Source organism: Vibrio sp. 10N.239.312.C11 (assembly GCF_041466065.1).
GTDB lineage: Bacteria > Pseudomonadota > Gammaproteobacteria > Enterobacterales > Vibrionaceae > Vibrio > Vibrio tasmaniensis_A.
The window spans coordinates 33,922-58,466 of the sequence record NZ_JBFSRZ010000017.1 but is presented as its reverse complement, the minus strand read 5'-3'; the positions used below and the strand labels follow the sequence as shown (position 1 = coordinate 58,466).

Annotated in this window: 20 protein-coding genes; 11 read left to right on the top strand and 9 right to left on the bottom strand. The window is 43.2% G+C overall.

Annotation, left to right across the window (positions count from 1 at the left end):
* Window positions 1–15: 15 nt before the first annotated feature.
* Window positions 16–1,467 (bottom strand): formate transporter FocA, encoded by a 1,452-nt coding sequence (gene focA, locus AB6D07_RS09855; RefSeq protein WP_017102153.1) that lies wholly within the window; start codon window positions 1,465–1,467, stop codon window positions 16–18.
* A 272-nt stretch (window positions 1,468–1,739) separates the two neighbouring features.
* On the opposite strand from focA, the gene AB6D07_RS09850 reads away from it, so the two are divergent.
* The 3 genes from AB6D07_RS09850 (at window position 1,740) to AB6D07_RS09840 (ending at window position 5,016) form a co-directional block, all read left to right on the top strand.
* Window positions 1,740–2,645 (top strand): LysR substrate-binding domain-containing protein, encoded by a 906-nt coding sequence (locus AB6D07_RS09850; protein WP_009845304.1) that lies wholly within the window; start codon window positions 1,740–1,742, stop codon window positions 2,643–2,645.
* A 467-nt stretch (window positions 2,646–3,112) separates the two neighbouring features.
* Complete coding sequence (locus AB6D07_RS09845; protein WP_017102152.1) at window positions 3,113–3,607, top strand: DUF1097 domain-containing protein; 495 nt, start codon at window positions 3,113–3,115, stop codon at window positions 3,605–3,607.
* 171 nt (window positions 3,608–3,778) lie between these two features.
* A protein-coding gene (locus AB6D07_RS09840; RefSeq protein ID WP_139137516.1) for an IS3 family transposase occupies window positions 3,779–5,016 on the top strand; the annotation gives its coding sequence in 2 pieces (ribosomal slippage) (window positions 3,779–4,151 and window positions 4,151–5,016; 1,239 coding nt in all).
* Window positions 5,017–5,113: 97 nt separating this feature from the next.
* Here AB6D07_RS09840 and AB6D07_RS09835 read toward each other — a convergent pair.
* Window positions 5,114–6,880, bottom strand: a complete 1,767-nt coding sequence (locus tag AB6D07_RS09835) for an ATP-dependent endonuclease (protein ID WP_017100531.1) — start codon at window positions 6,878–6,880, stop codon at window positions 5,114–5,116.
* Window positions 6,881–7,118: 238 nt separating this feature from the next.
* On the opposite strand from AB6D07_RS09835, the gene AB6D07_RS09830 reads away from it, so the two are divergent.
* The 5 genes from AB6D07_RS09830 (at window position 7,119) to AB6D07_RS09810 (ending at window position 13,351) form a co-directional block, all read left to right on the top strand.
* Entirely contained in the window at window positions 7,119–8,858 is a 1,740-nt protein-coding gene (locus AB6D07_RS09830; protein WP_029222774.1) for a bifunctional UDP-sugar hydrolase/5'-nucleotidase, read from the top strand.
* A 609-nt stretch (window positions 8,859–9,467) separates the two neighbouring features.
* Window positions 9,468–10,469, top strand: a complete 1,002-nt coding sequence (locus tag AB6D07_RS09825) for a TerC/Alx family metal homeostasis membrane protein (RefSeq protein ID WP_029222773.1) — start codon at window positions 9,468–9,470, stop codon at window positions 10,467–10,469.
* Between the two features lie 313 nt (window positions 10,470–10,782).
* Complete coding sequence (locus AB6D07_RS09820) at window positions 10,783–10,971, top strand: hypothetical protein (protein ID WP_009845310.1); 189 nt, start codon at window positions 10,783–10,785, stop codon at window positions 10,969–10,971.
* A gap of 211 nt (window positions 10,972–11,182) precedes the next feature.
* Window positions 11,183–11,923 carry a DUF1223 domain-containing protein gene (locus AB6D07_RS09815; RefSeq protein ID WP_029222772.1) on the top strand — a complete coding sequence of 247 codons (741 nt, stop codon included), beginning with the start codon at window positions 11,183–11,185 and terminating at the stop codon, window positions 11,921–11,923.
* A 141-nt stretch (window positions 11,924–12,064) separates the two neighbouring features.
* A complete protein-coding gene (locus AB6D07_RS09810; RefSeq protein WP_029222771.1) occupies window positions 12,065–13,351 on the top strand; it encodes a DEAD/DEAH box helicase in 1,287 nt (428 codons plus the stop codon).
* A 90-nt stretch (window positions 13,352–13,441) separates the two neighbouring features.
* Here AB6D07_RS09810 and AB6D07_RS09805 read toward each other — a convergent pair whose 3' ends face one another.
* From AB6D07_RS09805 to AB6D07_RS09795, 3 genes are read right to left on the bottom strand one after another with little or no spacing between them, the layout of a single operon-like run.
* Window positions 13,442–14,797, bottom strand: coding sequence for an FUSC family protein (locus tag AB6D07_RS09805; protein ID WP_017102150.1), 1,356 nt, complete (start codon window positions 14,795–14,797; stop codon window positions 13,442–13,444).
* Window positions 14,798–14,810: 13 nt separating this feature from the next.
* Window positions 14,811–15,671 (bottom strand): HlyD family secretion protein, encoded by an 861-nt coding sequence (locus tag AB6D07_RS09800; protein WP_017100535.1) that lies wholly within the window; start codon window positions 15,669–15,671, stop codon window positions 14,811–14,813.
* A gap of 10 nt (window positions 15,672–15,681) precedes the next feature.
* Window positions 15,682–15,894, bottom strand: coding sequence for a DUF1656 domain-containing protein (locus AB6D07_RS09795; RefSeq protein ID WP_004730923.1), 213 nt, complete (start codon window positions 15,892–15,894; stop codon window positions 15,682–15,684).
* Between the two features lie 237 nt (window positions 15,895–16,131).
* Here AB6D07_RS09795 and AB6D07_RS09790 point away from each other — a divergent pair, with 237 nt between their 5' ends.
* Window positions 16,132–17,046: a LysR family transcriptional regulator gene (locus tag AB6D07_RS09790; RefSeq protein ID WP_017100536.1), complete on the top strand. Its 915-nt coding sequence runs from the start codon at window positions 16,132–16,134 to the stop codon at window positions 17,044–17,046.
* Window positions 17,047–17,117: 71 nt separating this feature from the next.
* On the opposite strand, the gene AB6D07_RS09785 is transcribed toward AB6D07_RS09790, so the two are convergent.
* The 3 genes from AB6D07_RS09785 to AB6D07_RS09775 all read right to left on the bottom strand — a co-directional run bounded on the left by AB6D07_RS09785 (window position 17,118) and on the right by AB6D07_RS09775 (window position 21,607).
* On the bottom strand, window positions 17,118–17,675 hold the full coding sequence (locus AB6D07_RS09785) for a PhnA domain-containing protein (protein ID WP_009845316.1): 558 nt from the start codon (window positions 17,673–17,675) through the stop codon (window positions 17,118–17,120).
* Window positions 17,676–17,895: 220 nt separating this feature from the next.
* On the bottom strand, window positions 17,896–20,334 hold the full coding sequence (locus AB6D07_RS09780) for a VolA/Pla-1 family phospholipase (protein ID WP_017102149.1): 2,439 nt from the start codon (window positions 20,332–20,334) through the stop codon (window positions 17,896–17,898).
* Between the two features lie 13 nt (window positions 20,335–20,347).
* On the bottom strand, window positions 20,348–21,607 hold the full coding sequence (locus tag AB6D07_RS09775) for an outer membrane protein transport protein (RefSeq protein WP_017102148.1): 1,260 nt from the start codon (window positions 21,605–21,607) through the stop codon (window positions 20,348–20,350).
* A 357-nt stretch (window positions 21,608–21,964) separates the two neighbouring features.
* Between AB6D07_RS09775 and AB6D07_RS09770 the strand changes: the two genes are divergently transcribed.
* Window positions 21,965–23,047: a site-2 protease family protein gene (locus AB6D07_RS09770; RefSeq protein WP_029222770.1), complete on the top strand. Its 1,083-nt coding sequence runs from the start codon at window positions 21,965–21,967 to the stop codon at window positions 23,045–23,047.
* Between the two features lie 84 nt (window positions 23,048–23,131).
* On the opposite strand, the gene AB6D07_RS09765 is transcribed toward AB6D07_RS09770, so the two are convergent.
* Window positions 23,132–23,920 carry a M48 family metallopeptidase gene (locus AB6D07_RS09765; RefSeq protein WP_017102147.1) on the bottom strand — a complete coding sequence of 263 codons (789 nt, stop codon included), beginning with the start codon at window positions 23,918–23,920 and terminating at the stop codon, window positions 23,132–23,134.
* 184 nt (window positions 23,921–24,104) lie between these two features.
* Between AB6D07_RS09765 and AB6D07_RS09760 the strand changes: the two genes are divergently transcribed.
* Window positions 24,105–24,530, top strand: a complete 426-nt coding sequence (locus AB6D07_RS09760; RefSeq protein WP_017097935.1) for a hotdog fold thioesterase — start codon at window positions 24,105–24,107, stop codon at window positions 24,528–24,530.
* Window positions 24,531–24,545 lie beyond the last annotated feature (15 nt).

The following is a 24,545-nucleotide window of genomic DNA, read 5'->3' as shown; positions in this document are numbered from 1 at the left end:
GTAAACAGTCGCTAGTTAAGCCGTTTCTAGTTCAGCCTTTGGAACCACGTTTAGGCGGTCGCCATAGATTGGACGTAGTGCTTGCATAACTTCAGTACGAGTCATCACACCGACCATTACGCCATTTTCTAGCACTGGAAGCATATGTGGTTGGCTTACTTTCATCGCTTTTGCACGCTCTTCTAAAGAAAGAGAGGTCAGGCGAGTGGCATAGCCCATGCTTGTTGTCGGGTACAGTTGTTCTTTATCGATACATAGGAACTCAGCAACATCGACCAGTTTGTCGTTTGCATCAATAGCCACTACGTCACGGCTCATTAGGTCTACCACTTTCTGACCTTTAATCGGAATGTAGTCTTGGCACCAAAGGTCAACCATTACGTCGTGAACAGAGAGGATACCTACTAGGCGGCCTTCAACATCGCAAACAGGAGCGCTAACAAGTTGAGCATCTAAAAGTGAATCAATCGCCACTGAAGTAGGCATTTCTACGCTCAGTGTAATTGGTTGAGTGTTCATGATTTGCTTGATAGTAGTTGTAGTGTTCATAGTGGTTTCCTTAACTGACGTAATTTCTGTTGTTTGAGTTATTGCTGTAATTTTTGCCGCTTTAAGCTGCGGGCGACGGTAGATACTCCAATTGGCTAAGCCGACCAATACCGCACCACCTACAATGTTGCCGAATGTCACTGGTATTAAGTTTGCAGTGACAAATTTCATGATGTTCAGGTCTGCATACTGGGCTGATGTTGCGCCAATTTGCATCCAAAAACTCTCTGGTGCGAATGCTTGAATTGTGATGCCTAATGGAACCATAAACATATTCGCCACACAGTGTTCAAAGCCTGAGCTAACGAACATTGCAACGGGTAATACGGTCATCATTGCTTTAGTCATGGCGTTAGCTGAGCTGAACGTTAACCAAATTGCTAAACACACTAGTAAGTTACAAAGCACACCCAAAGCGAAAGCTTGAACAGGGCTGTGGTGTAGCTTGTGTTGAGCAATGTTTAGAGCGTTTAAGCCCCATTGCCCGCCATCCAGTTGATATAAGCCTGCTGCACTTACCAAAGCCAGTAGGAACATGGCACCGATAAAGTTGCCTACATATACCTTGCCCCAGATAGACAGCATCTTGGTGAAGGTTATCTGCTTATTAGCCCATGAAATGCTTGATAACACCGAACTGGTAAATAGCTCGCCACCACAAATAACAATCAGGATTAACCCCATGCTGAATGCAAGACCACCGGCTAAGCGACTTAATCCCCATCCTGCATCAGCGCTACCTGTGGTCACCGTGATGTAGAATAAAAAAGCAAGCCCGATGAATGCGCCAGCCATGATTGCCAAACTCAATGTCATGCTGCTGGTTTTATTTGCTTTGCTTAATGCAAATTTCTCGGCTTCCGCCATCATTTCTGTTGGCGAGAACAGTTGCTGATTTTCAGAAGTGCTGGTTGCCATATCCCCCCCTTGAACAATCCGTCATGTGTAATTCCTAGTGTTAATGACTTGGTTAATCCGTAATGGTTAATCAGTAATGTTTTGCAGGGCTCGTTGTGTCCTGCCATTCCAGATTAGGGGGTTGAGGGGTAGAGGTAAAATTGATAATTTTTAGAAACCACATCAAAAATATTGATATAGATTTGGTTAGGCGTAGAATGAAATTGATTGCTCATCGGCTTAACAAAAACGAGCAGCAGGACATAAGTTATTAAAAGAATTAAGGATAGATTTTGCGTTATTCATTAAAGCAACTCGCCGTCTTTGACGCGGTAGCAGATTCGGGAAGCGTAAGTCAGGCAGCTGATAGGCTTGCATTGACTCAGTCGGCGACAAGTATGTCTCTTGCACAGTTGGAAAAAATGCTCGGCAGGCCTTTGTTTGAAAGGCAGGGCAAGCAAATGGCGCTCACTCATTGGGGCATGTGGCTTAGGCCAAAAGCGAAGCGTTTACTGCAAGATGCACAGCAAATTGAAATGGGCTTTTACGAGCAGCATTTATTGAGTGGAGAGCTCAAACTCGGTGCGAGCCAAACCCCGGCAGAACACCTGGTTCCAGACCTCATCAGTATTATTGATAACGACTTTCCTGAGATGCGAATCTCGCTTGGTGTACAAAGTACCGATGCGGTTATAGATGGCGTATTAGATTACCAATATGACCTTGGCGTTATCGAAGGTCGCTGCGACGATAACCGAGTTCATCAAGAAGTGTGGTGTACCGACCACTTAACGGTGGTTGCATCGGCTCATCACCCATTTGCAAAGCGTGAACGTGTCAGTTTGGCGCAACTAGAACAAGCGAAGTGGGTATTGCGTGAACATGGTTCAGGTACTCGCAAAGTTTTTGATAGCTCTATTCATCATTTAATTGGTGATCTTGATGTTTGGCGAGAATATGAACACGTTCCTGTTTTAAGAAGTTTGGTAGCAAACGGCCCATATTTAACGTGTTTACCTTATCTCGATGTCGAGCAGTTTGTTGAATCTGGCCAGCTCGTTACTTTGAATGTTCCTGAGCTTGAAATGGAACGTACGCTTTCGTTTATTTGGCGTGCGGATATGGCAGAAAACCCACTTGCTGAATGTATTAAGCGAGAAGGCAAGCGCATGATGAAAGGTAAGCCGTCGGTTCTATAACGGTAATTTGATAAAGGCTAGGGGCTGTTGACCTTTCGTGGTTAAGTTTTGTTCGAGGTAAAATCGTTTTAGGCGCGGCGAAGAGTATGTAGCCTAGTCATTTTAAGCAAATATTCTTCAACAAAGCATAAAGCGATTTTAACCGAACCCTTCGGGCAGTCCTTGTGGTTCATTTCTACTGCGTTATCGCCTTTTCATGTAGGCTAACTACACATCAAAGCCTCTGCCTTGTATAAATTTCCCACAAGAGCTGCAAAATAAAGCTCGAAAGGTTAACAGCTCCTTATAACCTAATGTGTTGAATAAGCGATTCCGGTCTCTATCTGGTGATAAATGCATATTCGCGTACATTATTAATGTGATCATGATCGGCTAAAAGAAGGCGTTCTTCCCATAATATGCTTACTTGATTTTAAGTGAGGCTAAATCCGGTGCGATGAATTTCGTAATTAGGCTTTAGAAATAGTATGAGTACATTAGTCGCGATTTCATTAACAACAGGTATTTTGTCAGGTCTATGGGGATGGATAGCTATCTCTTTCGGCTTGCTGTCATGGGCCGGTTTCTTAGGTTGCACCAGTTATTTTGCTTCGCCAACAGGCGGCGTCAAAGGACTAGCAGGTAGCTTATTGACCAACATGACTGGCGTATTCTGGGCAATGGTGATTATCGAAAGCTCGACCTTCGCAGGGTTAGAGGTTTTAGGCTATATGATTACCGCTATTGTCGCTTTCTTTATGTGTATTCAAGCCAAACAAGCGTGGCTAGGTTATATCCCAGGAACCTTCATTGGTTGCTGCGCGACGTTTGCAGCAGGCGGCGATTGGCAACTTGTCGTGCCATCTTTACTGCTTGGTGGTGTCTTTGGATACTTGATGAAAGCAACGGGGCTTTGGCTTCACGAAAAATCGACTCAATCTTCGGAAGCGGTTGAACAACACGCTAAACAAGCCAAGGCTTAATTCGTTAACCTAACCTTAATTCGTTAACCTAACCTTAGTTTAGTCACTGTGAACTCTTGCAAGATAACCCCCAATTAATTTGTATATCGATTTATACAGGCACACCACTTGGTGTGCCTTTTTTGGTTTCTTGTCCCGTCCTGAAATGTGTTTACACATTGAGGACGAATTATGACTACTTCAAATAGGACCTATGTTAAGCGCACTCAGCGTGATTACACACTAGGCTTTAAATTACAGATTGTCGCTGCTGTAGAAAGAGGCGATATGACATATAAACAAGCCCAAACCATTTATGGTATCCAAGGCCGCTCAACCGTTTTAACCTGGCTTCGAAAGCACGGTAAGATGGATTGGGCGCAAAATCCAAGGATGAATGCCATGCACCAATCACCTAAGCCTAAAGAATCACCTGCACAGAAAATAAAACGTCTTGAGAAAGAGTTAGAAGACGAAAAAATCAAGAATCTCTTTTTAAATAGAGTGGTTGATATTCTTGATGCTGAGCACGGAACCAGTCTCAGAAAAAAGTATCTAGCCAAGGAGCAAGAAGCCTTCAAAAACAGGAAGGAATAAGTTTAGTTCGAATATGTAAGCTATGCGGTATAACGAGGCAGAGTGTTTATCAACGAGAGAAGCGAATTCATCATCGTCAGTTAGAGCTTAAACCGATTAAAAAAATGGTGTTGGATATTAGGCGTTATATGCCTCGGGTTGGTACTAGAAAGCTCTATTTTTTGCTTAAACCCAAACTACAAGAACAAGGTATCAAGTTAGGTCGAGATGCGCTTTTCAACTACTTACGCGATGAACGATTATTGGTAAGACCTAAACGTAGTTTTACAAAAACGACCAATAGTAGACATTGGATGAAGAAACACCCGAATTTATTAAAGGACTACCAACCATGTAGTCCGGAGAGTGTGTTGGTGAGCGACATAACCTATGTTCAATCTGATGAAGGGGTTCACTACCTATCATTGGTTACGGATGCGTTTAGTCGAAAAATAATGGGCTATGAGCTGAGCAATGAAATGAAAGCGACGGATGTCGTGAAAGCGCTGGATATGGCTATCAAAGGGCGTCGATATCATCGTCCTTGTATCCATCATTCAGATCGTGGTCTGCAGTATTGCTCAGGTGTTTATCAAGATAAGTTGAAAAGTAGCGGCATAATGCCTTCGATGACAGATGGTTATGACTGCTACCAAAATGCCTTGGCAGAGAGGATAAATGGAATCCTGAAACAAGAGTTCTTACTTGATAAGTGTAAAAACCTCGGAGAGCTTAAACAACTAGTAAAAGAGTCTATAAGTACCTATAACAACATGAGGCCGCACCTTAGTCTCAGGATGAAAACTCCAAATGAGGTGCATGAAAAAAGCCAACAGCTGACGCTGTTGGCTTAGTAGAAAAACTGTCAACGTATTTTAGGACGAGACATCTTAATCAATTCAAGAAATTATCAACAGAAGAACTAATAGCACTTATCAGATAAGCAAGAAGCTAGGTATTTCCGTTTGCCATGGTGATCACGCGTTTCAAAGTCCATCTCAACAACAATGGAATACAGTCTTGTCCTTGATTCTCACAATGAGACACGATCGCTAAAGCCAGGTCTGGTTTTGCGTGTTTCTTGAGAACTTTAGCCACAACTTTTTTCGCTGGAATAGGGTGATCATAAGGAATCTTAACCATGTCTCTGAAAAAGTTCTCAAACCCATTCATGTACAAGTAGTGCTCGATGTCTCTATCAGGCAGTTCTGTGAGGCGATGTCGTTCTTGATCATTACCAAGTTTAGATAGCACAGTCGCCGCATATTTTTTTCCGGCTGCATCACCATCAGTTACTACATGCCAATCGATACCAAACTCTTGCGCTACTTTAATGAGCGCTTTAAGACCAGACTGCGCGAACTCAATAATTTGAACGCCTTCCGCAGCAAGGTTATACCCACATTGGTTGGCTAACTCGTTAAACAACCAGACTTCGGTTTCACCTTCTACTAACAACCAGCAGCGAGCGTACAGAGCGCCGGACCGGTGAAAACGAATATGAAAACCAATTCGACGAAGTTCATCTTTGCTGAAGTGGTTCACATTGAGTTGGTTGGCAATGGTTTTATCTGACTGACGTACTAAACGACGAATCGATTGAAGCGGCACAGCAGCAAGTAGATCGCCACTGTTGGTGGTCAGGATTTTTTGCATGGGCAGCTTTTGCATCAAGCTCCAAGCCCTTGCCAAGTGCGTTGGGTGCAATCGACCTTCTGGATCTTCAAGGATCAAAAGAGGGCGAGCACATCTTCTTAAGTCATTTGGCCCTTTTGCTTGCAAATAGGCATTAAGCAACCCCATGAATAATAAGCGAGTTTGTTTGTTTTTGGTCTCTTCGACCAATTGATGAATGCTCTTGTCGTTCGCACCAGCTGAGTAAAGTAACCCATCACGCGGTTTTCTCGGATTTTTACGTGAGACACTCTTAAATGAGAAGTAGTGTTCTATTAAGCTTTGCATCGACTCAAGACTACTGCGCATTTCACCTTTATTAACATGTCCGGGTATTGCCATAAGGCGACGGCAGGTGTTGTCGATGCGCTTTTCTATCCTTGCCTGACGCCCATTTCCGTTATTGCCGTTTCCATTGCTGCCATTACCATTGGTTGTTTGACTCTGGCCGTTACTATTTCCGTTCACATTATTAGCGTGACCGTTGCTAGCATGAACATTGGCTGGTAGGTGAGCATTATGGTTAAGTGAGTTGCCGTTGAAAGGGCGATCGAAGTGTCTTGCATCTCTTAAACGAATTACAGGGTGTAACGTCATTAATTCTTGAGCGAGCTTTTCTGAGTGATGAAGCTTGAGAGGGTTTCCGTCCAACCCCAAAAATGCATAGTGTGTTGTCGTTTCATACTGTTCTAACGTGGCACTGATTCGATAATAGATACGAAAAACACCAAACTCGTCTTGAACCCACACCGGCTTGAGTTTGCGATAACGTCCTGCATTTAGCTCACTTTTATCGTTGGCTTTTAACGCGAGAACAATTTGAAGGTGTTGAGACTGTGGATGTGAAACTGAGTAATCGACATGGAAATCGGTCATTTCGAAGTGATATGGAACTCCGTCTGAAGGGAGAACGACGGAAAGGGCATCCAATAATGAAGACTTACCCCAAGTATTTTCACCAATAAGCGTGGTTAGCTCATCAAACGCAAGAGACATGCGCTTAATACCTCGAAAGCCAGAAATCTCGATTCTTTCTAGTTGCATAGGCTTACTCCTAACGGAAGGCTCTGCTAATTGTTTGAAAGCTAACAGATATCTTTAATCATAATCGAAAAACACAAATCTGGTATGCTCACCTGTCACAAAACCCGTTGTTTATTTATACGGTGCAAAATGAGATTTTCGATCTATCTCGAGTATTTTTTTGCAGTGCAGTTTCATAAAATTCACGATTCTGTCATGATTCTCGACCTAGTATGAAGGGACAAAGAGAGAAGAAAATATGACTAAAAAGAATAAGCCGACAAAAATAGTGTTGGCACACATCAACGACACCCACTCATACTTTGAACCAACCTCGTTACAGCTATCACTTAAAATGAACAACCACATCATTGAACCTTATGTCAGTACTGGTGGCTTTGCTCGAATTTCAACACGCTTCAAACAAATAGAACAAGATGCCCAGCGTCAGAAGGTTGGAACCCTGTTCCTGCATGCTGGTGACTGCTTCCAGGGCACTTTGTACTTTTCTTTATTCAAGGGAAAAGCCAACGCCGATTTGTTGAACGCCCTTAATATAGATGCCATGACGCTCGGCAATCACGAGCTAGACATGGGTAATGAGCCCGTTGCGATTTTCGCTAAAAGAATCAAATTCCCACTGTTGGCCGGTAACTGGAATCTATCGAATGAGGATATCAATAAAACTCATACCTTAGCGGACAACGAAATTGTTAAGCCTTATCTGACTGCAACGCGAAGTGCTTCTTTTATAACGAAAGAGTTTGATAGCGAGAAGGTTGCAATATTCGGCTTAAGCATCGACAAGATGGCAGGCATTGCTAATCCAGATATCGATACACCATTTGAAAATGCTTTAGAAACAGCAAAAGCGACCATTGAGCAGATTCATAAAGCTGGTATCAACAAGATTGTGTTACTTAGCCATCTTGGTTACGAAGCTGATTTAGAGTTAGCAGCCAACGTAACAGGTATTGGCGTCATTGTTGGTGGCCATAGTCATCGCTTACAAGGTGATTTCTCTGATATTGGCTTAGTCAAAGACGATGACTACGGTGTGAAAGTCGGTGACACCTATGTTGTGCAAGCGGGTTTCCACGCCATGAGCTTAGGACACTGCGAAATCGAGTTCGATGCTGAAGGCAAAGTGACTCACTTTAACGGTAAAAACGAACTGCTGTTAGGCCGTCGACTGTTTATAGATGCAAAGCTAAGTGAAGTAGGGCAAGACGACGCTCATGATATGGCGTGTGAGTTTTTGAATAATCACCCTAATATTGCAGTGTGTAAGAAAGATCCTGAGCTGCAGAGCATTCTGACGGATAAATACCAGCCGAGAGTTCGAAAGCTTCAGCAACAAGTGATTGCTCATGCAGACACAACACTGCGCCATATTCGGATCCCGGATGAGAAAGGTCCAAGTCAGCTTGCGCCCTTGGTTGCTCAATCATTTCACTACCTAATGAACAAAAAAGGGCATCAGGTTGAATTTGCGATTCACAACTCTGGTGGAGTGCGAAATTCACTCAATAGTGGTGATGTATCCGTTGCCGATATTGCCGGAAAACTACTACCGTTTGCCGTACCCATTGGTGTGTATGACGTAAAAGGTGAAACGATCGCAGGCATGCTCGAAGGGGCAATTAACAACGCGCTCGATAATGGTGTTGTGGGCACGGGTTCAGGTAGCTTTCCTTATACTCATAACTTGAGATTTTGTTATCACAAAGAAGCACCCTTAGGACATAGGATTCATCATCTAGAAATACACTCTGAAACATCCGGTTGGCAGCCTGTGTCTCGCGACCGAATTTACCGAGGCGCGTCGTCAGCCTACACCATGAAAGGAAAAGAGGGCTATAACGCCGTCTTAGATATGATAGGTGATGGCGTGGTGACGACCGATTCTATGGCAGACTGTTTTATTGAGTTCTTGCAAGAATACCCAGAATCTCTTAAACACAATGAACCGCTGAATTGCATGGAGTGTTTTAGATAGCCAGCGTCAATGCTTGCACTTAACATTATTAGTTCTAGCTGTTTATAAATTTGGCATTGTTTATGCTTTATTCCTGCAGGTCACACTTCTTGTGGAGATAAGCATGGATAAGAAAGATTGGTTAGATGCAGTAGCGGTGGTTGGTTGGGTATCGGTTTGGTCTGCGTTAGTGTATTTGATACCGACTGCAGGATTGTAATTTACGCAAGATAGTAATTTACGCAGAATTATTACTTGATCGTTTTGCAGTGTAACTACGCAGTGCCATCGTGAATTTGGTTAGCGGATTTATTCTTAGAATCAATTCGAGTATCTATTTGACAGGGTGGCATCAATAAGAAAGGAGCATTTGCTCCTTTTTTGTATTTCTAGTGCAAATTTTAATAGACGAAACACAAATAGGGGAATATTATCCACGCGTTTGGGGAGTAGTTAGCGCAAGTTTACATGTCGTCATCTCGTTAGGCTAAGAGCCTATCCGGTATGTAAAGGTGAAATCCCATATTTCACTTCAACGAGACCAACGCAATCACAATCAAGATCCGTCGTGGAACTTGATATGTTTTGTTTGCGGAAGGTCTTTGTAAAGTTCTTCCGCCCGGAGGAATAATGAACTCAACTCAATCTCTATTATCTACAAATAGTGAATCCTTTTTTTCATCGCCAATCATGACGACTTATGCGGGTTTTTTCCTGCTAACAGTGATTCTCGTCTCTATTGATATCTATCAGACTCGTGGTGGGAACGTCACAATTAAAAAAGCGGCAATCTGGAGCGTTTTTTGGTTTGTACTTGCATTTTTGTTTGCTGGTTCTATTTACTTATTCTGGGACATTTATGCACCAAATAGTGACTACACAGCGCAAAAAGCAACCGTGTCATTCATTACGGGTTACTTGCTAGAAAAATCACTCAGTGTAGACAACCTATTTGTTTTCGCGATGATCTTTGCTCAATACCAAGTTCCTGAGCATCTAAGACCACGTGCGCTTCTTTGGGGCGTAATTGGTGCATTGGTACTTCGTGCAATTATGATCGCACTAGGCGCACAGCTATTGGCGGAATACCACTGGGTACTTTACGTGTTCGCTGCGTTCTTGATTGGTACTGGTATTAAACTGGCGTTAGACAAGGGCGAAGAGGAAAGCGTGAATACACTGCCTGAAAAGCTACTTCGTAAAGTGATGCCGGTAACCGAAGATTTCCATGGCCCTGCATTAATGGTTAAACAGGGTGCTAAATGGGCATTCACTCCAATGATGTTGGTGATCGGTGCGATTGCAGTTATGGATGTGATGTTTGCATTGGATTCTATTCCTGCGATCTTTGCGGTAACACAAGAACCTTTCTTAGTACTTGCTGCAAACGTATTTGCGTTACTTGGTCTCCGTTCTTTGTACTTTGTACTGCAAGGCATGATGGATAAGTTCATTTACTTGAAGCCTGCGCTGGCATTCATCATGGTCTTTATTGGTGTAAAAATGCTACTGGTTGATAGCGAATGGGCTATACCGACGTATTGGTCGTTGGCGGTGCTGATTTCTACCATGACGGTTGCGGTTATAGCGTCGATTTATGCTAAGAAGCCAGACATTGAACAAGTGAATTAGAAACAAATATAACTTATCGAAAAGTTTATAATCGGTATGTGGTCGATGAAGTGGAAAAATTATTTATGTAAAATTTCTGTGACATTGGCCACTATGATTTGAAGGGTACTTGTACTAAATGCATGATTTTAACGCCATTGTGAATTTATAGTCACCATTTGTGAATATGTATTTTCATGCGTTGTTAATGGTTTGTTTTATTAGAAAAACTAATCTGAATGCCCAAATTTAGTCATTTTTTAACGTGTAAAAAATCACCTATTATTCTTGTCATCAGAACGAACCACTTAAACAAATTTATAGAGAGGCAATCATGGCTCAAGCAATGCAAATGAATACTATCGCTGTTCCTAACTCTATGGATAAGAAGACCTACTCGGTTAACTTCAAAGGATTGATTGCACACATTTTCGATATTCTTTTTGTAGACAACTCTCCACGTAGTTACTACTCAAGCGACCTATCTGGTCACATGCAACGCGATATCGGTATCAACCGTTAATCTCCGCGTTAACATGTAAAAATATAGAATTTTAAGAAAACGCCAGCTTCTGAAGCTGGCGTTTTTGTATCTGCAATAAGCTGTGTATCTCAAAGAAACTAAGCATTTAAAATAAACTAAGCACCTGAAAACTCATCACCTGAAAGAAAGACTTAGGCATAACGGTCTGTATTTGAGCGCCAGTAAATTCGCTTCGTACAAGGATCACGGTATGTCACACGCCAGCTGCAACTCACCATTGATTAAACTCTGTTTACTTGCCTTACCGATCGGCTTTTACTCTTCTGTGTCGATTGCACAAACCTGGAGTAATGAAGGTCAACCTGCGCAGGTTATCGAACTGTTCACCTCTGAAGGTTGTTCAAGTTGTCCGCCTGCTGATGCCTACCTTAGTACTTTTGAAGACGACCCTAATCTTTGGACACAAGTCATTCCTCTCGCCTATCACGTCGATTACTGGGACTACCTAGGGTGGGGAGATAAGTTCGCGAGCAAGGCATTCAGTCAGAAGCAACGCTTGTACAAAGCTTATGGGGTAACAAGTGGTGTTTATACCCCGGGCTTTATCGTCGATGGAAAAGAGTGGCGTGGTTACTTTAATTGGCTAGACAGAACCTTGCCATCGCTCCAACAACAAATTAATCCTAAATTAACAGTGAACCATAAAGGCGATACGTTCAGCGTGCATTACGAAGGCAAAGGTGATTATGTCGCTCATATTACCTTGTTGGCGATGAACGAAGTCACCAGCGTTAAAGCGGGCGAGAACAGAGGTAAGAAACTTGAGCACGATTTTGTCGTGGTTTATGACGGCTATCGACGTGGTGAGTCTGAATGGCAATTCAATGTCGATTTTGATCCATTAGTCGCAACGCCAGATGCTGTAGCCGTGTGGTTAACCGAACCTAACTCGTATACACCGGAACAAACGGTAGCAGGGTGGCTGAATTAAACTTGCCATAACTTGATACTGGATGTGTTGTAGTGGGGCTCATTGCTAAAACACGAGAGAAAGGGGCGATTTAGTTACGTAATACTGCTGAAATACGTTAATATAGCGCGCTATTATTTTAGCTTTGAGTTCCTGCAATTAATGACTAACACCACAACACCAACCAACTTCTCTGATCTTGGCTTAATCTCTCCTTTGATGGCTCGTCTTACCGAGCTTGAATACCAACAGCCAACGCCTATCCAAGCGCAAGTTATTCCAAGTGTGTTAGCAGGACGCGACCTAATTGCAGGCGCAAATACAGGTTCAGGTAAAACCGCAGCCTTTGCACTTCCACTGTTACAACAAATCCATGAAGATGCACCTCTAGACCGTCGTTCAGGCAAAGGTAACTATGTTTCCGGCCTTATCTTGGTTCCTACACGTGAGCTTGCTAAGCAAGTTGCCGATAGCGTTAAGTCTTACGCAGTACATTTCAACGGTGCAATCAAAACTGTTTGTGTATTCGGTGGTGTATCGGTGAACACTCAGATGCAAGCGTTACGTGGCGGCACAGACATCTTGGTGGCAACACCGGGTCGTTTGCTTGATCTGATCTCAAGCAACGCTATCAAACTCGATAAAGTAAAAACGTTAGTGCTTGATGAAGCTGACCGAATGTTGAGCCTTGGCTTTACAGAAGAGCTCGACGCGATCTTGAAGCTGCTGCCAAGCAAGAAGCAAACTCTGTTGTTCTCTGCGACTTTCCCTGAGCAAGTTAAAACGTTGACTCACGAATTACTGAACGACCCAATTGAAGTCCAACTTCAAAGTGCCAATGCGAGCACGCTAGTTCAGCGAGTATTCGAAGTAGAGAAAGGTCGTAAGACAGCTTTGTTAGCGCACCTGATTCAGCAACACGAATGGCGCCAAGCTCTGATCTTCGTGAATGCGAAGAACAGCTGTGAACATTTGGCAGACAAGCTATACAAGCGCGGTATCATTGCGGAAGTATTCCACGGTGATAAAGGTCAGGGTTCACGTACTCGTATCCTAGAAGATTTTAAATCTGGCGAGATTGACGTTCTGATCGCGACAGACATCGCAGCTCGTGGTCTGGATATTGAAAAGCTTCCTGTAGTTATCAACTTTGATTTACCACGTAGTCCATCAGACTACATGCACCGTATTGGCCGAAGCGGTCGTGCAGGTGAGGTTGGTTTAGCATTATCTTTGATCGATCACGAAGACTACCATCACTTCACAATCATCGAGAAGAAGAACAAAATTCGTCTTGAGCGTGAGCAAATCGAAGGCTTTGAAGTGGATGAAGAAGCAACCGCTGCACTTGTTGCTGCATTAAAACCGGTTGCGCCACCGGCTGGTACAGGCAAGAAGAAAAAGAAGAAAGCACCTAAAAACCAAGATGTTTGGTTGAGAAATAACTGATATTGAGTCAGTAAAAATAGAATTTCTAAAGGCGCTTAATTGCGCCTTTTTTATTTTTAGCCCTAAGTTTAGCAAATCCGCGTAACGAGATTAAACGACACTCTTGACTCTAAAGAGGTCAGTAAATAATTTGCCGATCATCAAAATGACGAGCAGTGTGGTTAACATCAGTAATGGTGTTTGAATCTGATAAACCGGTGTTAGATTAAGCGCGCCAGACGTCAGTACGACCAGCAGGTTAATGCCAAGTATTCGGTGCACCATCAGTTTAGGCGTTGCGAACACTTTCCATATCACCATGCTATTAATGAAATAGAACAGTGCTAATTGCCACAACTCAGTCATCATCGGCATGATAAAGATGTATTGAAGTAAAATAACGGTACCAGTGCCTATCACCCCGAAAAACGCATCTTTGATAACACTTGGTGGCATCGTCGGTAACATGGAAGAAAATACGCCTGCAATCATCGGAAAAATAAAACCGCCCGGCACAGGTAGATATATCCAAACCAGTAGCGACGTGACGAACATCGAGACTCCTTGTAAGACTTTTCTCCCATCTTCATCCAGGTGTTGAACAAAGGTACGGTGCTCATGGTGCCAAGAAACGTTTTTCTTCTCACTCTTCACAAACGGCACATCATCAATCAATGACAAGTGTGGCGCCATTAACTCTAGTTTTTCCAGTTTTTCTGTGAGAATTGGCCAATCAATAGGTTGAGTAAGTTCATCCGAGGCGAGTTCAAGCAGACGATCTTGAATATGAGCAATTTCACGGACACGTAAACGCCACGCTTGGATATTTTGCTTTAGGTGATAACTGCCAGTGAGCGGTAAATCCAACAGTTGATAAAGCTTTTTAATATTAGCGGTATTGGACTCTAAGGCTTCTATATCAAGGTTATTGGTATCGCTCATTGCTGTTATCAGCGTTTCTCTGCTTGTTTCAAATCGTTGTTCGAAGTTTTGTTCAGTGTTTACCGGCCAGATTAGACGATAAACAATCGAGAAGGTGATAACGCCTAGCAAAGTTTCTTGTATTCGTAGCACCGCAAAATAGAATGTAATTTGGTTATCGAATCCCCCCATACAAGAGATGATGGAACAGACAGCAAAGCCTATAGAAAAGACATAACCGTACTTTTCATCACTCGACATGAAGATGCATGTACCGAGAAATAAAGTGAAAAACATCAAAAACAGAAAGCGGTCTTGCGAAAACATCGCAATCAAGAAAAAGGCATAACCCGTCCCTAACAAGGTTCCCATTAATCGGTTATGGCCTTTGTTTATTGAATGGGCAAAACTCTCGTTCAATGCCATGACAGCAACCGCAATTGCCGCCCAATAGGGTTTTTCCCACTGAAACCACAACGCAAGGCAGATAGAGATAACAATCGCGAGAGAAGCCTTAATTGCTTCTTTGGTCGATGCACTGAACATAAATGCCATCCAACTATTTGATTATTTTGATTGAAGCTGTCATGCCGACACGAAGTTGCAAGTCTTCAGGCACGTTATCGAGTACTACTTTAATTGGTATACGCTGAGCGAGGCGAATCCATTGAAAATTTGGGTTCACGTTGGGAAGAAGGTCATTACCAGTACTGCCATCTTGTGTCGCAATGCCAAAGCCAATGCTTTTAATATGGCCTTTTAATTGAACATCATTGCGCGTCATGAGCGTGACGATAGCTTTGTCGTTTGGTGCAACGTTCACAAGATCAGTCTCTTTGAAATAGCCTTCGATCCAGAAACTGTCTTCATCGATCAGCGCAACTACCGGTGTATTAGCGACGACTTGAGAGCCTTCTCGTAGGTTTAAGTTCGTGATGAAGCCATTCGTTGGAGCGTAAACCTTGGTGTATTTGAGATTTAAATGTGCCTCTTCAACATTGGCCTTTGCTAGTGCAACGTTAGCTGCATTTGTCTCAACCGCGTTGTTCAGGTTATTCAAGGTCAGCACTGGCAGCGCGCCAGGCGTTCTTTTTTCTAAGTTCAACGCGCGTTGCTCTTCGTTTTTAGCTTTTGCTAAGAGCGCGCGAGCCTGTTTCTGTGTCGCGAGTGCTTTATTGTAGGCCGCTTGATAAATACTTGGGTCGATCTCAAACAGTAGATCCCCTTTAACTACCTGTGAGTTGTCTTCAATATGGACTTTAGTTACTTGCCCGGTGACTCGAGGGGTAATAGAAACTATGTAAGCGCTGACCTGACCATCTCGAGTCCAGGGATTACTCGAATAAGATTGGTAATAGCTATAAACCACAGAGCTTGCGGCAACGACCAGTAGTAGCGTGATGAGATAACGTTTAATCAAGGTGAATTCCTCAGAAGATGGTAATGAATTGACCGATAACGCCGACGAAAATCACGATTAGGCTTAATTCGGCAATTGCAGGAAAAGCGACATATTTATGTAGCCCAAGTTTTGTCGCGATTGAGCCAGTCAATATCGTCAATACATAAGCTAACGCGATAACCAATAGCAAAGGAGGGAAGTAGATCTCACCCCACACGAGTTCATGTGGCATTGTGTTCATGGGTCTGTCTCTATCGTTTGAAGAAGGTCACGATAAAGGAACTATGGCAATGTTAATAATCGTATATAGAGGATCGGATCCATCAAACTTAGGTAGGTTTAGGTATATACTAGAAAGAAGAGTTAGCAAAAGGCACAAATCATTAGCTATTTAGCTCCGTCTTTTTATCATTATTATTCTGATGCAGTAGATATTTTTCTATTTCATATGCATGACTAAGAAAGTAAGCACATCAAAATGAACTTTAGTATTGAACAACTTCTCGCGTTTGTGACCGTTTATGAACAACGGTCATTCAGCAAAGCAGCAGTAAAACTCAACAAGCACAGAACGACCGTCGGCCAGGTTATTACAAATTTGGAAGACCACCTTGCTGTGCATCTTTTTGAAAGGGTCGGCCGCTCTGTAGAACCAACGGAGGACGGGCACCTCCTTTATCACTACGCAAAACAGACGATTGAGCAAGCTCGTACTTTTGACAAAGTGGCGTTGAGCCTCTCTTATGGTGGGCTAGAGAAAATAACAATCGCGTATTCTAGTTTCGTTCCACAACGTGTTTTGGTAGATATACGAAAACGACTTAAGCACGATTTCCCAATGATGCGAGTGAACTTTCTGGTTAGGAATAAGAACGAAATTAAACAAGGAATACAAAGTGGGGAATATCACTTTGGACTTGTGAATGCTCACAATAGCCGAGCGATGCATAGTTTTGATTCTACTTTCCTTGGGCATTTTGAGTTCTATCCATTCGGACAAAAAGGGGGAGAACTCTCACATATCGATAAAGACGAAGTATTAGTCGCACTTAGGAACTCTAAACAGTTCGTATTGAAGTCTCTGATTGACGAAGGTATGTCTGAAAAGATTATCGTGAGCTCTGACTATGAAGAGATCGATCAGCTTTCGTTAATGATCAAAATGCTTGAAGAGGGTTTTGGATGGGCACTTCTTCCTAAGGCTTTTTTTACCGACTCTGAGTTTTCAAAACATTCAATTGAGCCCATTCATTCTGCGCAAATGGTGGAAGGATTCAAATTTGGATTCGCTTTGTGGTGCCCGCACTCGAAGCAAGTCAGTGGTATCAAAGGCTCTTTGGTGTCTGTTATTAAAGAGTACCGCGAGCAACTTATTGATAGTTTTAAGTCGTGAAAATTTGAGATATTAAAAAGGCGCTAATTATTCATTAGCGCCTTTGAGATTTTGTTCAGCTAAGAGAAGAATTACTTCTTACGGCAGAACTCAGCGATTACGTACATTGATTGACCGCCGTTTGTTTTACCAGAAACAAGCTTAGGGTCGTCACCAACGCTGATGCCACGGATAACAGTACCTTGCTTAATCACTTGGTTAGTACCTTTGATTGGAAGGTCTTTGATTACTGTTACGTCGTCACCTTTTTTAAGCTCAACGCCGTTCACATCAAGAGGCTTGTCATCAGCAGACATGCCGATTTGTGCCCAAACTGATGTTTCTTCTTCAAGGTACATCATGTCTAGTGCGTCTTGAGCCCAGCTTTCAGTGTTCAGACGAGTAAGTTGACGCCATGCCGTTACTTGAACTGGTGCCTCTTGACTCCACATGCTGTCGCTTAGGCAGCGCCAGTGGTTGATATCTTTAGGCTCGTCAATCTCACCAAGGCATTTGTCACATACCATAATGCCGTGATCCACTGTTACGTGGCTGTGTGGCGGCACTGCGTACGCAGTAAGAGAAGAATCAGAACCACATAGTTCACATTTAGATTGGCAGCGTTCTAGCATAGTAGCTTCAGAAGACATAATGGACTCACATTTATTAGGTATTAATTACGGGGGCTATTATCCACTTTATTTTCAATAAAGAAAGAGGTCGTACGGTATTCTGTCTTGATTAATTTTAGCCGAGATCAACCATTTGTGTTTTAACGTTGTATGCAAACGGTTAGCTAGAGAAGGTTGATTGGCCGCAGAAACAAAAATGCCAGCGGTTAGGCTGGCATTTGTTTAGTAGCAACGTTTTTTATTCTAAGAAGGAACCTGTTATTGATGCTGAAGTTAGCGCGTTGTCAATTAGGAAATCTACAGCTTGTGCCTGCATACTGACATGATGATCTTCATCCAAAGGTGTCGGTGTCGTCTTATCTTGCGGAACTACAAACGTACTGTGCGCAGCAACATCGCTGAACTTAACAAAGTCCTTCGCACCATCAGGGCTTGTGTTACTCGAATCAACCACCTTGAGGCCTAACTTAGTTGCTAACGGTGTCGTTCCCGCGAACGGAGCGTTTGCGACAGAGTTTGGTACTGTATCGTCACTTTGCACTTGAGCCATATAAATAGGCAAAAGAGGTGAACCAGAAGCAACTAGGTAAGAAGCATTGGTAAACGGATCCACAGTATCCAACACAGTTTGTGCAGCATAAGCGAACTGCTGAAAAGCGGCCGTCATGGTAGCTTTTTGCGCAGCGGTCGCGTTTGCTTCAAACGTTGTGTAGCACTGTTTGCTAGTAAGACTTCCACAGTTAGCGGTTGCGAAGCCTGCGTACTCAGTTGAAGCGCTCAATGCAACGCTGTGCTTAACTTGAGGGCCAAACTCTGTAGAACCAAGCAGAAGGTTAGATATTTGTCCCCCTGAGTTTTCAATTGCTGCTGAACTGAATGAGTAAAGCGAATTAGCTGCGACACTACCGAGAGTACGGTTAGAGGCTGCAACTGCTGTTGTTCCAACAATACCACCTAGCGAGTGGCCTAAGAACTTCACTTGTGAGCCAGTAGTTAGATTAAATGCCTTCAATGGAGGCGTTGTGAGTGCCCCAGCTTTTAATGAAACGGCTAAAGATGCGCGTAAGCCCATAACATCAAGCGCACTTTGACGCACGTTATCGCGAGCGACGGGTAAGTTCGCCAAGTTCAGATAAGCTAACACGTCAGCGTTTGCCGAACGAGTATCATCTAAACTACGTGTACCATGGAGCGGTAAGTCAATCGCCAATACAGCTACACCTGCTTTTGCAAGGTTGTAAGCGAAAGCATAAGCGTTTTCTTTCGCTGAGGTGATACCGTGTTGGTAGATCACAACATTAGTAGGATCAGAACCATTTGGCGTAAACAGTAAGAGTTCGACGTCTTCTAATGATTTAACTTGAGGAACAGGTGAGTATTTGGTGATGACTCGCTCGCTATCAAGTGCTGAACCATCTTTAAGAGTCAAATTTAAACCAATGAGTTTAAGCTGCTCTGTTTGACTTGTCGCTAATATACTTGCATCAATACCAGCAGCAATAAGCTGAGCGGCCATGTTCGCCTTTTCTGCACTATTACTTAGAGCATTTGAAACCTTAGCTAGGCTAGGCATAGCGGATTCAAACGGCTGAGTATTCCATTTGCTGCTGCTTGTTTCTAAGTAGTGAGGTAACTTAACCGACCCTTGACTTACATTGACATCTGCACTTGATGCATCGTACCTCGCCCCAATAGCAAATTTGGCTTTAGCAATCTTAGTCGAGTCGCCGCCACCAATGTATTTATCAAAATCAGTGTCATTTGCTAATGCTGTTTTGAATGTTACTGCAGGAAGAAACGACATAGTGTAAGCGGCTTTTAGGTCAACCGAATTAGGGTTTGCACTGCCTTTCCATACACCGTTTAGGTTCGCAGAAGCCAACCCAGTCGCTGTTGCTGCTTTTGTTGCGAAAAGGGAACCGCCAACCGATTCGGTGGTAAACCACGTCGAGTAGATGATGTCTTTGGTATCAAGGCTAACTTTGCCAGCGGCATTTGCCCCTGCAAAGATTTGCTCTACACCCTGAGTTACTTTTTGTGCCTGAGCTAAGCTGCCGTCAGTATAGGTTACTGAACTTGATTTCAGAGCCGCATAGCTTGACGACATACCTACCGGTTCGCCATTAACATCGTTCAGTTCATTCGACAGTGCCAACACGTATTCGCTTGAAGCATCGAGTGAATCTTTAAATACAATAGTAAAGGCATCCGTTGCAGCGCTAGATAACACATTAAAGTGCGTACCTAGAGTCAACACGCCTGTAACCGTTGGTGGTGTTGTGGATGTGAGTGAACTGCTAAGTTTTAGAATGTAAACGCCGCCGGTCGCGACACCGTCGGCAAGACCGGTACCTTCGAAATTCATAACGATTGGCATCGAAGTAGACCAGCCATCCATGGTATTCATTGCCGCAATTGGATTCGTTAACGAATCTTTACCACCCGTTGGTAATCCTAGAGTGCCATCCGTCGTGTCCATCAGAGCAAAGCTTGGCAGTGGAACCGCTTTGTTCGCACCACTTAGATGAAACTTAATACTCGTTGTGCGAGCCAGTGAATCTTGAATGTACTGCTCATATTTAACGGCAGTTGAGGCACCTGAACTCGAAGAGTCATCACCACAACCTGCAAGAAATATCGCCGAAGCAAGCAGCGAAACACTAAATAACTTTTTCATGTTTGAATTCCGTTTAGTTAAAGGTGTAGTTCAATTGAATTGCAGATAGGTAAGCTACTGCATCACCTGAAAACTCAAGCTTTTGACCCAGTTCGTTAGTTTCCGTGAAATCACCATCTTTACTTTGTACAAGTGAAAAACCAGCATCAATAGAAAGATCTGGGCTGTATTGGTAAGTCAAGCCAGTGCTGTACCAGTAACGATCGCTATCTGGGATACTTAACGTTGCTTGACCAGCTTGCTCGTCATAGGCAAGACCCGCCCTTAGTGTCCACTCTTGATTCAACTGATAAGTCGCACCCAACGAGTAGCGGTTGTTATCCTCGTAGTGTTCTGTCTTTTTAAAACACACACCATCTTTACAATCTGGACTGGTGGCTTTAAGTTCTTTAAAACTGCTCCAACCCGTTTGTTGCCAACCGTAGTGGATAGCCCACTGATCGGTCAGTTGGTGGAAAGCCGATATTTCAATAATTGAAGGTAAGGTAATTTTTAAGCGGCCAGTCGTTGCAGTTGCGCTACCTTGTACGATTCCACCGGTGTAATCTTTGAAATCACCATCGTCAAAATCAAGGTCAACTTCCGAACGATAAGCGATAGAAAATCGATTGTTTTCATTCAATTCATATAAGCCACCCACATTCCAACCAAATGCGAATGTTTCGCCAGTCATACTGATTAACTTCGTCGACGAAGGATCACCAGTAACATTTGAAATAGCACCTTGGTGTCGGTTGAGTTCAGCTTCTGCATAAACAAGGTTTACGCCAGCACCAATGCTGAATTGGTCGTCGATTCTATACGCTACGTTTGGATTTAAATTGACAGACATTAGTGATGTATCACCAGCTAGATCACCCGCGTAGATATCATCTGGGTAATCGGTAGCAACACCGTAGTTGGAAAACATACCAATGCCCCAAGCCCATTGCTCATTGATTGGGCTAATGTAGTAAGCACCAGGTACAATTTGAAGGGGAGCGACGTCTTTAGATGTCTGACTTTGTCCGCCAGAACCTGGAACATTGTTTTGAGTAATGTCTACTTCTGGATCAACGACAGAAACCGCGCCTGAAAATTGGGCTGTATCAAATAGGGTCATTGCAGCGGGGTTTCTCGCAAGTACACTCGCGTTATCGGCAACTGCACCTTCACCTGAGAATGCGCGTCCAAGGCCTGAGGCTGAGTGCTCAGCAACTTGGAAACCAGCCGCAAGTGAATTACATGCAAATAGTACAGAAAGCGAAACGAGAGAGCGTTGTATTGTTTTCATCCTTGACCCTCCTAGGGCATCAAATCTCATTCTTATTGTTGAAAACACACTGAGCATTCTTATTAGTGATGCTCCAATGTAAATGACATGTTAAATTCATGTTTCATGTAAAGTCAAAGAATGAGTTATCATTTTGTGAAGTTATAATTTTAAGGGGCGGGACTTTAACATTTATAATATGCATACAATCAATGGTTTATTCGTGGTTGGAGGTGTGACCAGAATGTTTATGCGCATTATCGGAATAAATAGTGTTCAATTGCTTAAATATGTAACAACTTCGTTTGTGTTTACCGTTAATCGCTAAATCGGCATAATACGGTTTCATTTACGATGGCATTAAATTGGAATTTAAGTTTGGAATTACTCGCGATAGAGTTTCTTGGAAAACCGCTTCGTTTAGAAGGTTCAATGGCTGGTTGGCAACAGCTGTTCTGGGACAATACACTTGTGTCTCAACTGGATGCGACCTCTGAGCAAGATAATGCTCGAACTCACTCATTCATGTTGCAATCTGGCGAAGATACGTTGCAGTGTCACGTCAAAGCGTCAGTTCAATGGCAGCCATTTGAGATGTACTACAAAGCCTCCGTCAATGGTCAAACGATTGCCGAAGGTAACCGCGACACTAAAGACATCGAGCAACAAACTCCCGTTGTAGCACCTAAACCTGAGAAGCGTTTTAGCTTAATTGGATTAGTGTCGCTTGGTATGAAAGCATTAAAAAGTGCCAAGCTAATCAAAGTCGTACTTGCCTCAGCGAGCTTGGCTGCGTATTCATGGCTGTTTTCAATTCAATTTGCTTTAGCTCTAATCGCTTGCCTTATGTTCCATGAATACGGCCATATCAGAGCGATGAAATACTTTGGTATGAAGACCAAAGGCATCTATTTGATACCATTCCTTGGTGGTTTAGCGTTATCCGATGAGAAGATCAATACGCGCTGGCAAGATGTAGTTATCTCAATCATGGGGCCATTGTTCGGATTGATATTGTCTTTGGTGTTTATGGTGTTGTACTGGATCACTGGCGAGATGTTCTTTGCTGGGCTTGCAGTATTCAACGCGCTATTGAACTTGTTTAATCTATTGCCAATTTTGCCTCTCGATGGCGGACATGTACTGAAAAGTATCAGTTTCTCAATGAACAGCGTGCTTGGTATTGTATTGTGTATCGCAGCCGCTGTTGCTGGTGTGGTACTGAGTTATCAGTTGAATCTGACCTTGTTTGGTTTCTTATTGATTATGGGTAGTGTGGAAATACTTTTCGAATGGAAAGGGCGTCACCACAGTCACTTGTTGCCATTAGACAAATACGGTCAAGTCGTGTCGTTTGTTTGGTATGTGGGTTTAGTGAGTAGTTTGATTGGTGTTATCTGGTATTTTGCATCTACTGGTGATCAGCTATTAAGCCTACCATTGCAAATTCTTGGTACTTAACAAGAACCAAAACAAAAAAATGCCCTAGCCAATATGGATAGGGCATTTTTGTATTCGAAGTTTAGCGTCTAGACAAATGTAAAATTACGCTTTGCAATTTGGTCTTGGAGAACCCGATTGGGGAAGCGTTTTGATCGTCGCTTGCTGATCTTTGATACGCGTACTGTGCGAAGGGTGTGTAGAAAGCAGTTCTGGGGGCTGATTACCACCCGATGCCTTCGCCATGTTTTGCCATAGGTCGACACTTTGGTTAGGATCAAATCCAGCTCTAGCCATATACTCTAGGCCAACAACATCGGCTTCAGACTCTTGAGTTCGCCCATACGGTAGAATAACGCCGTACTGAACGCCTAAACCTAAAGCAGCCATCGTCATACCTTGATATTGGCTGTATTCTGATGCGCCTAATGCGATGCTAGTAACCGATAAGCCAGTGTTAGCGATTTGAGACTGAGATAGGCGCTCGTTACTGTGGTCTGCTAAAACGTGCGCCACTTCGTGTCCGATAACTGTTGCGAGTTGGTCTTGATTAACCGCTACCTTAAGCAACCCGGTATATACGCCAATTTTTCCGCCTGGTAGGGCGAATGCGTTTACTTGGTCACTGTCAAAGACAACAACTTCCCATTCACTAAAACCTTGTTTAGGAATGTATTGCGTGATGCTGTTTGCAACGCACTGTACATAAGCGTTCGTTTTTGCATCTTTGCTGATGGGTTGTTCTTTCTTCATTTGTTCAAAAGACTGTGCTCCAAGCTGAGACATATCTTTATCTGAAAAAAGCAGTAATTGGTTTCTGCCTGTTGGGGAAGCGCTGCATGCACTTAGCCCAGCGAGTGTAAGAAGCGAGGCAAACTTCATCCATGACGTCATACAATATCCTCTGTGTATTCGGTTTTTATGCATGTTAACATCAACTTGTGTAATAGCTAGTAGCAGTAAGATAACTATTTCGGTAATAATCCCAGCAGTAATGCTAACGTTATCGGTTTTATCAACCAATTAACGATGATAAAACTGCACACGCGATAACAAAGCCAATAATTAAGGAACCTACATGAGTATTTGGAAAAAGCCCGTTGACCTAGAGATCTTCAACGCGACCTCAAAAAATACCTTAATTGAACACCTCAATATTGTATACACCGAGGTCAACGACAACTCTTTGGTGGCAACCATGCCGGTTTGTCATTTTACCCACCAACCTTTAGGTATGCTCCATGGCGGCGCATCGGTTGTGTTAGCAGAAACGCTTGGCTCATTGGCTGCTAATTTTTGCGTTCCAGAAGGCTACTATTGCGTTGGGCTAGATATCAACGCAAACCACGTTAGATCCATGCGCGAAGGTCATGTTGTCGGTACTGCTGAGCCTATTCACTTAGGTGTATCTACCCAAGTATGGCAGATAAACATCACGGATGAGCGTCAACGCTTAGTCTGTACAAGTCGTTTAACTATTGCTGTGAAGAAACATAAGCGATAATAGGCTAAGCATTAG

What these genes read in the sequence shown, in the direction of transcription:
- focA (WP_017102153.1), bottom strand. Translation starts at nt 1,467, where the DNA reads ATGGCAACCAGCACTTCTGAAAATCAGCAACTGTTCTCGCCAACAGAA.
- AB6D07_RS09845 (WP_017102152.1), top strand. Translation starts at nt 3,113, where the DNA reads ATGAGTACATTAGTCGCGATTTCATTAACAACAGGTATTTTGTCAGGT.
- AB6D07_RS09835 (WP_017100531.1), bottom strand. Translation starts at nt 6,880, where the DNA reads ATGCAACTAGAAAGAATCGAGATTTCTGGCTTTCGAGGTATTAAGCGC.
- AB6D07_RS09830 (WP_029222774.1), top strand. Translation starts at nt 7,119, where the DNA reads ATGACTAAAAAGAATAAGCCGACAAAAATAGTGTTGGCACACATCAAC.
- AB6D07_RS09825 (WP_029222773.1), top strand. Translation starts at nt 9,468, where the DNA reads ATGAACTCAACTCAATCTCTATTATCTACAAATAGTGAATCCTTTTTT.
- AB6D07_RS09820 (WP_009845310.1), top strand. Translation starts at nt 10,783, where the DNA reads ATGGCTCAAGCAATGCAAATGAATACTATCGCTGTTCCTAACTCTATG.
- AB6D07_RS09815 (WP_029222772.1), top strand. Translation starts at nt 11,183, where the DNA reads ATGTCACACGCCAGCTGCAACTCACCATTGATTAAACTCTGTTTACTT.
- AB6D07_RS09810 (WP_029222771.1), top strand. Translation starts at nt 12,065, where the DNA reads ATGACTAACACCACAACACCAACCAACTTCTCTGATCTTGGCTTAATC.
- AB6D07_RS09805 (WP_017102150.1), bottom strand. Translation starts at nt 14,797, where the DNA reads ATGTTCAGTGCATCGACCAAAGAAGCAATTAAGGCTTCTCTCGCGATT.
- AB6D07_RS09795 (WP_004730923.1), bottom strand. Translation starts at nt 15,894, where the DNA reads ATGAACACAATGCCACATGAACTCGTGTGGGGTGAGATCTACTTCCCT.
- AB6D07_RS09790 (WP_017100536.1), top strand. Translation starts at nt 16,132, where the DNA reads ATGAACTTTAGTATTGAACAACTTCTCGCGTTTGTGACCGTTTATGAA.
- AB6D07_RS09785 (WP_009845316.1), bottom strand. Translation starts at nt 17,675, where the DNA reads ATGTCTTCTGAAGCTACTATGCTAGAACGCTGCCAATCTAAATGTGAA.
- AB6D07_RS09780 (WP_017102149.1), bottom strand. Translation starts at nt 20,334, where the DNA reads ATGAAAAAGTTATTTAGTGTTTCGCTGCTTGCTTCGGCGATATTTCTT.
- AB6D07_RS09775 (WP_017102148.1), bottom strand. Translation starts at nt 21,607, where the DNA reads ATGAAAACAATACAACGCTCTCTCGTTTCGCTTTCTGTACTATTTGCA.
- AB6D07_RS09765 (WP_017102147.1), bottom strand. Translation starts at nt 23,920, where the DNA reads ATGACGTCATGGATGAAGTTTGCCTCGCTTCTTACACTCGCTGGGCTA.
- AB6D07_RS09760 (WP_017097935.1), top strand. Translation starts at nt 24,105, where the DNA reads ATGAGTATTTGGAAAAAGCCCGTTGACCTAGAGATCTTCAACGCGACC.